The organism is Nocardia cerradoensis NBRC 101014, assembly GCF_000308535.1.
GTDB lineage: Bacteria > Actinomycetota > Actinomycetes > Mycobacteriales > Mycobacteriaceae > Nocardia > Nocardia cerradoensis.
In genome coordinates this window covers 50,091-58,438 of the sequence record NZ_BAFW01000094.1, presented here as the reverse complement: position 1 = coordinate 58,438, position 8,348 = coordinate 50,091, and the positions used below count along the sequence as shown (strand labels likewise).

8 protein-coding genes are annotated in these 8,348 nt (G+C 69.2%); 7 read left to right on the top strand and 1 reads right to left on the bottom strand.

The genetic code is table 11. From position 1 onward, the window contains the following. The first annotated feature begins 248 nt into the window (after positions 1–248). The 5 genes from ON23_RS10520 to ON23_RS10500 all read left to right on the top strand — a co-directional run bounded on the left by ON23_RS10520 (position 249) and on the right by ON23_RS10500 (position 4,628). Complete coding sequence (locus ON23_RS10520; RefSeq protein WP_039777827.1) at positions 249–1,004, top strand: ESX secretion-associated protein EspG; 756 nt, start codon at positions 249–251, stop codon at positions 1,002–1,004. A gap of 96 nt (positions 1,005–1,100) precedes the next feature. After that, positions 1,101–1,310, top strand: coding sequence for a hypothetical protein (locus tag ON23_RS10515; protein WP_039777824.1), 210 nt, complete (start codon positions 1,101–1,103; stop codon positions 1,308–1,310). Between the two features lie 258 nt (positions 1,311–1,568). Next, positions 1,569–2,600, top strand: a complete 1,032-nt coding sequence (gene hrcA / locus ON23_RS10510; protein ID WP_039777867.1) for a heat-inducible transcriptional repressor HrcA — start codon at positions 1,569–1,571, stop codon at positions 2,598–2,600. A gap of 131 nt (positions 2,601–2,731) precedes the next feature. After that, complete coding sequence (dnaJ, locus tag ON23_RS10505) at positions 2,732–3,880, top strand: molecular chaperone DnaJ (RefSeq protein ID WP_036499695.1); 1,149 nt, start codon at positions 2,732–2,734, stop codon at positions 3,878–3,880. A gap of 7 nt (positions 3,881–3,887) precedes the next feature. Then, positions 3,888–4,628, top strand: coding sequence for a 16S rRNA (uracil(1498)-N(3))-methyltransferase (locus ON23_RS10500; RefSeq protein WP_039777823.1), 741 nt, complete (start codon positions 3,888–3,890; stop codon positions 4,626–4,628). A gap of 31 nt (positions 4,629–4,659) precedes the next feature. Here the strand turns inward: ON23_RS10500 and ON23_RS10495 are convergent, their stop codons facing one another. Next, the gene (locus ON23_RS10495) at positions 4,660–5,934 is read right to left on the bottom strand and encodes an MFS transporter (protein WP_051042347.1); all 1,275 of its coding nucleotides are present in this window, start codon (positions 5,932–5,934) and stop codon (positions 4,660–4,662) included. A 101-nt stretch (positions 5,935–6,035) separates the two neighbouring features. Between ON23_RS10495 and ON23_RS10490 the strand changes: the two genes are divergently transcribed. Together ON23_RS10490 and ON23_RS10485 are read left to right on the top strand one after the other, a co-directional pair. Then, positions 6,036–6,932 carry a LysR family transcriptional regulator gene (locus ON23_RS10490; RefSeq protein WP_039777822.1) on the top strand — a complete coding sequence of 299 codons (897 nt, stop codon included), beginning with the start codon at positions 6,036–6,038 and terminating at the stop codon, positions 6,930–6,932. 196 nt (positions 6,933–7,128) lie between these two features. Continuing rightward, positions 7,129–8,205: a PhoH family protein gene (locus ON23_RS10485; RefSeq protein ID WP_039777863.1), complete on the top strand. Its 1,077-nt coding sequence runs from the start codon at positions 7,129–7,131 to the stop codon at positions 8,203–8,205. Positions 8,206–8,348: the final 143 nt, after the last annotated feature.

Here is an 8,348-nt window from a genome sequence, read left to right as displayed (position 1 = left end):
GGGCGAGGAGAAGACCCACGACCTGCCCGAGTGGCTGCGGAATATGGAGAACACCGAAGAGTTGCTCGGCCCCGCACCGCGAACCATTCCGGGTGGAGTGATCGGCGGCGACTATGCCGAGCCGCCGACCGGGTCCGGCTGATCGCACCGGGCTCGCCCCCGTCACCCGAAACCGTCTGTTTCGCTGCCGTTCTCGTGCACATCGAGTCCGGCGGTGCCGCCTCGCATGATCGGAGCGTTTCCTCACGATGGCCGAATGGAGTTGGGACCCGGACGATTTCGCGGTCCTGTGGTACAGCGATGCCAACGACCGGATACCGGTGCCACTGCGCTACACCAGCAAGCTGGCCACCAACGACGAGGTCACCGCACACCGGGCCGCCGTGCGCGCCCGATACGGCACCGACGAGTTCGAGCAGATCCATCTGGCGCTGCACACGCTCACCACATCCGAACTCCGCATCGAAATCCACGGCGAATCAGCGGTTCTCGGCAAGGGCAGGCCGCGCGAGTACCGCGTGATCGGCGCGCGCACCCCCTACCACGCCGTGATGCTCACCCAGACCGCCGACGGCGACGTCGACGGTCCCATCCGCTGCCGGCTGTTCCCCACCGACCAGCTCGCCGGGCGCCTGGCCGCCATCGTGCCCGGATTCCCACCGGGAAGCGGGAAGCCGGACACCTTCCACATCGACGACCTGCGCGCTCCGGACGACGGCTATACCCGCAACGCCACGCGTGACCGTTTCCACCGCCTCACCGCCCGACCCCTCGACGGCACCGGTATGGCGGGCCTGCTGGCCGGTTATCTGCACAGCCGCCCCGACCCCTGGAACATCCTGGGATGGTTCGACGTCACCGGTGACGGGCGCTATCTGCGGGAGCAGTCCCGCGAGCACATCGCCATTCGCCCGGCGGCGAGCCGAGATCTGGCCGCGCACTTCGAGACCTGGATCGACCGAGCCGTGCGCCGCCTGCGCGAGGAGCAACCCGCCACCTGGTAGTCGTGCGTTGGATCGGCCGATTTCGCCCCGAATTCGGCGCTGCCGCCCGGACGCGGGCCCGGACAGCGTAGGGTTCGAGACAACTTGAGGAGATCCATGTCACAGGCACGCCACATCACACTTGTCCACGAGCAGAGCGAGTTCGCCGAAACGCGTGCCGCGGAGAAAGCCGAGGCCGCACGGCGCAGCGCGCTCGCCGCGCGGGCGGTGGCCAGTCATTCGACCGGAGTCGACGACTGCCAGGCGTTGCTGACGATGCTCGGATTGGATGCGGCGGCAGGCAAACTCGTCGCCGAATCGGACTGAGTTCGCGCATCGGGCGACGAATCGGACGTCGAATCGGACGTCGAATCGGACGTCGTCGCCCGCGCCTCCCGTGACTCCACCCCGTTCCGCCGCCCGACCGGGCGCCCGGCGCCGGTCGGGTACCACTGTGCGACCTCACACGCGGGAACTTGTCCGCACAGGAACTAAACTGGTGTCGGATCAACCGGGAATCCGCGTGGTCGATGCTGCCCGTGCGCGGCCGTGTGGACCCCGAAGGCGAGCGAGGAGGTGGGGCCGATGTCGAGCACCGAGAAGCGGCGGCTGGAGGTCCTGCGCGCGATCGTCGCGGACTACATCGCGACCAAGGAGCCGATCGGGTCGAAAACGCTGGTGGACAAGCACAATCTGGGTGTGTCCAGCGCCACTGTGCGCAACGATATGGCGGTTCTCGAGGCCGAGGGCTACATCACCCAGCCGCACACCAGCTCCGGTCGCATTCCGACCGACAAGGGCTATCGCCAGTTCGTGGACAACATCGCCGAAGTCAAGCCGCTGTCGAATGCCGAGCGCCGCGCGATCATGGAGTTCCTCGAAAGCGGTGTGGACCTCGACGACGTCCTGCGCCGCGGGGTGCGGTTGCTGGCGCAGCTGACCCGGCAGGTCGCGATGGTGCAGTACCCGACGGTCTCGGCGTCGACGGTGCGCCACCTCGAGGTGGTGGCCCTCAATCCGGCCCGGCTGCTGCTGGTCGTGATCACCGACACCGGGCGGGTCGATCAGCGGCTCGTCGACCTGGGGGCGGTGATCGACGACGAGGATCTCGCCGCACTGCGCGGCATGCTCGGCAAGGCGATGGACGGTAAGCGTCTGTCCGCTGCCTCGAGCGCCGTCGCGGCGCTGCCGGAGAGCGCACCCGCCCGGCTGCGCGATGTGCTGGTCCGGGTGTCGACCGTGCTGGTCGAAACCCTGGTGGAACATCCGGAGGAGCGGCTGGTGCTGGGCGGCACGGCCAACCTGACCCGAAACGCCGGTGATTTCGGCTTCCCGGGCTCGCTGCGCGCCGTACTCGAGGCGCTCGAGGAGCAGGTGGTGGTGTTGAAGCTGCTGGCCGCCGCGCAACAGCCCGGCACGGTGACGGTGCAGATCGGCGAGGAAACCCGGGTCGAGCAGATGCGCGGCACCTCCGTGGTATCCACCGGGTACGGTATGCCGGGTACCGTGCTGGGAGGTATGGGAGTGGTCGGCCCGACCCGGATGGACTACCCCGGCACGATCGCCTCGGTCGCTGCGGTCGCCCGTTATATCGGTGAGGTGCTCGCGGAACGATGAGCCCGCCCCGGTAACCGGGATCCGCGCCGGCCGGCAACCACGTTCGCCGGTCGGCCACAGTGAACATGGCAGCATCGGCTGTGAGCAGGGATGCTGGACGACACCCATTCGGAACAGGACTAGAGACTCAAGTGGCACGGGACTACTACGGAATCCTCGGCGTCGGGCGCAACGCGTCCGACCAGGAGATCAAACGCGCCTACCGCAAGCTGGCCCGGGAACTGCACCCCGACGTCAACCCGGATCCGGACGCGCAGGAGCGGTTCCGCGAGGTATCCACCGCCTACGAGGTTCTCACCGACTCCGAGAAGCGCCGCATCGTCGATATGGGCGGCGACCCGATGGAATCGGCGGGCGCGGGCGGTGGCTTCTCCGGCGCCGGCTTCGGTGGTCTGGGCGATGTGTTCGAGGCCTTCTTCGGCGGTATGAACGCGACCAGTTCGCGCAAACCGCGCGGCCGGGTGCAACCGGGCGCGGATTCGCTGCTGCGGACGCGGCTGTCGCTGGCCGAATGCGCGGTCGGCGTCACCAAGCATCTCACCGTCGACACCGCGGTGCTCTGCGATCTGTGTCAGGGTTCGGGCACCAACGGCAATTCCAAGCCGGTGCGCTGTGAGACCTGTGGCGGCGCGGGCGAGGTACAGACCGTGCAGCGCTCCTTCCTGGGACAGGTGATGACCTCGCGGCCGTGTCCGACCTGCCGCGGTACCGGAGAGACCATCCCCGATCCCTGCCGCAAATGCGGTGGCGACGGCCGGGTGCGGGCCCGCCGCGAGATCGCCGCGCCGATTCCGGCCGGTGTGGCCAACGGCATGCGGGTGCGGCTGGCCGCCCAGGGCGAGATCGGCCCCGGCGGCGGACCGGCCGGCGACCTCTACGTCGAGATCGTGGAGCAGCCGCACGACACCTTCGTCCGCGACGGCGACGATCTGCACTGCACGATCCGGGTGCCGATGGTCGATGCCGCACTCGGGACCACGGTGGTCATCGACACCATCCTGGACGGGCCCACCGAACTGACCATTCCGCCGGGCACCCAGCCGGGTGAGGTATCGGTGCTGCGCGCCCACGGCATGCCCAAGCTGCGCTCCAGCTCACGCGGCGATCTGGTCGCGCACCTGGACATCGTGATCCCGACCAAACTGGACAACAAGCAGTTCGATCTGCTGCGCAAGTATCAGGCGATGCGCAACGGCGAACACACCGAGGTGCTCTCGGCCCAGTCCGAACACAACAGCGGATTGTTCGCGCGGTTGCGCGCCTCGTTCAGCGGCCGCTGAAAACGCCGTGGCCGCAACGGTTTTCTACCTCGACGACATACCGCCGGTCGGCGCGGTCGCGGTGCTCGACGGCCCCGAGGGACGGCATGCCGCGACCGTGCGCCGCATCCGGGTCGGCGAGCCGATCACGCTCTCCGACGGTGCGGGACTGCTCGCCGAATCCGAGGTCGTGGCCACCGGACGGGACCGACTGGATCTGAAGGTGCTCGACCGCGTGGTCGCCCCGCCCGTGTCGCCGGCGGTGACGGTCGTGCAGGCACTGCCCAAATCGGATCGCTCCGAACTCGCCGTCGAATTGATGACCGAGGCCGGCGCCGACGCGATCGTGCCGTGGCAGGCCGCCCGGTGCGTCGCCAACTGGGAGACCAAGGCACGCAAGGGCGTCGACAAATGGCGCGCCGCGGCCCGGTCGGCGGCCCGGCAGTCGCGGCGGGCCTATATCCCCGAGGTCGCCGATCTGCACCGCACCGCGGATGTGGCCGAGCTGGTCCGGAAAACCGTCGCGGACAACGGTATAGCGATCGCCCTGCACGAATCCGCGACCGCGCGATTCGCCGAGCTGGCGTTCCCGCCGACCGCGCCGATCGTGCTGATCGTGGGTCCCGAGGGCGGTCTCGACGATTCGGAGCTGGATGCGCTGACCGCGGCGGGTGCCACCGTCGCGCTGTTGGGCCCCACGGTCCTGCGCACGTCCACGGCCGCGACGGTCGCGCTCGGTGCGCTGGGAGCATTGACTTCGCGCTGGTAGATCGCGTCGGCAGGTGCCCTCGGCGGCGCGGTCATTCCACCGAGCCGCCGCGCCGAGTATCGGCGGACGTCCCGGCCGATCGCCGAGATGCGCTGTCCGCTCGCAGGCGGAAACCGAGGCTCGCGACCAGGGCCGCCGCGACCACGATCAGCGCGCCCACGTACAGCACCAATCCGGCCCACCCGTGCCGGCTGTAGGCCAGGCCCGCCAGCGCTCCGACGATCGAACTGCCCACGTAATAGGCGAACAGATACAGCGACGAGGCGGCCGCGCGATTGCCGGTCGCGGTGGCGCCGACCCAGGCGCTGGCCACCGCGTGCGCGCCGAAGAAGCCCGCGGTGAACAGCAACAGCCCGGGCAGCAGGATCGCGAGGTGGTCCGGAATGGTCAGCAGCAAACCGAGGCCCATCGTCACGATGGAGATCGCCACCACCGGGAAACGGCCGAGCCTGTCGGCGAATTTGCCGGCCGCGGTGGACGAGACCGTCCCCGACAGATACATCAGGAAAACCGCACCGGCGGTGGCGGCGGACAACCCGAACGGCGACTGGATCAGCCGGTAGCCGAGGAAGTTGTACACCGAGACGAATCCGCCCATCAGCAGGAAGGCCAACCCGAACAGCGGTAGCAGCGCGCGGTTGCGCAGATGTGCGGCGAGATCGCCGAGCAGCGCGCCGATGCCGAGAGGCCGTGCGACGAAGTGGCGCGAGGGCGGCAGCATCCGCACGAACCACACCGTGCACAGCGCGGCGCCGACCGCGAAAATCGTTGCGCCCCAACGCCAGGACGCCACCTCCAGGGTGAAGGCCGGAATCAGCCGCCCGGCCAGACCACCGACGGTGGTGCCCGAGACGTAGATGCCCATCGCCGCGCCCAATCCGGCCGAACCGATCTCCTCGGCGAGATAGGCCATCGCCACCGCGGGGACGCCGGCCACGGCGATGCCCTGAACCGCCCGCCCCGCCAGCATCACGTCCAGATTCGGGCTGAACGGCAGCAGCAGGCCGATGACGCTGGTCGCCACCGCGGACGCGATCATCACGCGGGTGCGGCCGAACCGCCCCGACAGCACACTCACCGGCACGATCGCCACCGCCAGCAGACCCGTGGTCAGCGAGACCGCCAGTGCGGCGTGCGCGGGCGTCGCGCCGAAGGCCGTCGACAGGCTCGGCAGCAGCGCCTGCGCGCTGTACATCGAACCGAAGGTGGTGAGTCCGGCCGCGAACAGGGCGAGGGTGATCCGTCGTTCGTGGCGCGCGTCCTCGGCCGTCCGAGTGGGGGCGGTGGTCACGGTCGCGCTGGTCATTCCTCCACCGTGGCTCCGCGCGGCTGGAAAAGGAAATGCATAATGATCGGTAAGTTGATGCAATTGCCGCATTAGGCGAGCTGAGCGCTGGGAGCCGTCCGATGGCGAGTGACGAGTTGCACTGGTTTCTCACCCTCGCCGAACTCGAGCGCGTGGGCGCGGCGGCCGACCGGCTGCATCTGGCCCAGCCCACGCTGTCGCGCATGCTCGCCCGGCTCGAACAGCGGCTCGGCACGCAGTTGTTCGACCGGCACGGTAAGCGGCTGACGCTCAACGAATCCGGGCGCATCTTCTACGAACACGCCCGCCGCGCCCAGGCCGAACTGGACGCCGCGGGCCGGGCGCTCGCGGATCTGGCGAATCCGGCGCGGGGATCGGTGCGGCTGGCGTTCGTCCATTCCTTCGGCGGCCGGGTGGTGCCGGAGTTGATCGCCGGCTTCCGGCGGGTATCGGGTCGGATCACGTTCCGGCTCGATCAGGGCCCCGCGAACGTGGTGGCCGCCGAGGTCCTCGACGGCACGGCGGATCTGGGCCTGACCTCGCCCGAACCCGCGCTGCCGGGACTGGGCTGGCGCACGCTGTTCCGGCAGCGCCTCGGGCTGGGCGTACCGGTCGACCACCGGCTGGCGGGACGGCGGCAGATCCGGCTGGCCGAGGCCGCCGAGGCCGAATTCATCGCCATGCCGACCGGATACGGGATGCGCAGGATTCTCGACGAGCTCTGTGCCGCAGCGGATTTCCGCCCGCGGATTGCCCTGGAATCCAGTGATCTGGTGACCGTGTCGGGCCTGGTGGCGGCGGGACTGGGCGTGGCGTTGCTGCCGTTGGAGGAGCCGGCGGTGCGGGGCCCGCAACCCGGACCGGTGCTGGTTCCGCTGTCGGATCCGGGCGCCGCCCGCGCGGTCGGGCTGATCTGGTCGGCCGACGCGGTGCCCGGCGAGGCGGTGCGCACCTTCCGTGACTTCGCCGTCGAATGGGCGCGCCGCAGCGGTCGGTGAACGGATGGTGACGACTGCTCATCTTCCGGGTGAGCGGCCTCTGAGCTGGGGCTGGAGATCAAATAAGTGGGCGGTGTCGGTGCCGCGCGATAGACTTTGAGGAAAGGAGAGGATCCGTTCGAGACCGGAAAGCAGGCCATAGCCCCTTTTGCGAACATCAGGCGATATCGGCGACCCGACAACACCCACGACCGGCATCGGAGCCGGTGCCCCCGGCAATGGTAACGGTTCGGGTCCAGCGGCCCGGACGGTGCGGTCCAGCATCGAACTGGCCCCGGAGTCCGTCTTCGGATTCCTCGGTTCCGCCGATGCGAACCTGCGCGAACTCGAAGGCCTCCTCGACGCCGACATCCACGTGCGCGGGAATTCGGTCACCCTCACCGGTAAGGCCGCCGATGTGGCGCTGGCCGAGCGGGTGGTCGAGCAGCTCGTGGCGTTGACCGCGCACAATCGCGTCGTCACCCCGGAAGCGGTCCGGCATACGGTCTCCATGCTGACCGAGGGATCCTCCGATTCTCCGGCCGAGGTGCTGAGTCTGGACATCATCGCCCGGCGCGGCAAGACCATCCGCCCGAAGACGCTGAACCAGAAGCGCTACGTCGATGCCATCGACGAGCACACCATCGTCTTCGGCATCGGCCCGGCCGGTACCGGTAAGACCTATCTGGCGGTCGCCAAGGCCGTGCAGGCGCTGCAGAGCAAGCAGGTCACCCGCATCATCCTCACCCGCCCGGCGGTGGAGGCCGGGGAGCGGCTGGGCTTCCTGCCGGGCACGCTGAACGAGAAGATCGACCCGTATCTGCGCCCGCTCTACGACGCCCTGCACGACATGATGGACCCCGAGGCGATTCCGAAGCTGATGGCCTCCGGCGTCATCGAGGTCGCGCCGCTGGCGTATATGCGCGGACGCAGCCTCAACGATTCGTTCATCATCCTGGACGAGGCGCAGAACACCACGCCGGAACAGATGAAGATGTTTTTGACCCGGCTCGGCTTCGGCTCGAAGATCGTCGTCACCGGCGACGTCACCCAGGTCGACCTGCCCGGCGGGACCAGGTCCGGGCTGCGGGTGGTCAGCGACATCCTCACCGATGTGGACGACATCCATTTCGCGGAGCTCACCTCCAGTGACGTGGTGCGCCACCGGCTGGTTTCGGAGATCGTCGACGCCTACGAGCGCTACGAGTCCGATGCCCGGCCGCAGGTGGCGCGGCACTACCCGGGTGGCAACCGCGCCCAGCGCCGCGCGGCCGACAAGGCGGCCCGCCGCTGAGTAGCCGGAGCGGCTCGCCGCTGAGCGACAGGAGCGGCTCGCCGCTGAGCGACAGGAGCGGCTCGCCGCTGAGCGACAGGAGCGGCTCGCCGCTGAGCGACAGGAGCGGCTCGCCGCTGTGTTGCCGGAGCGGCTCGCCGCTG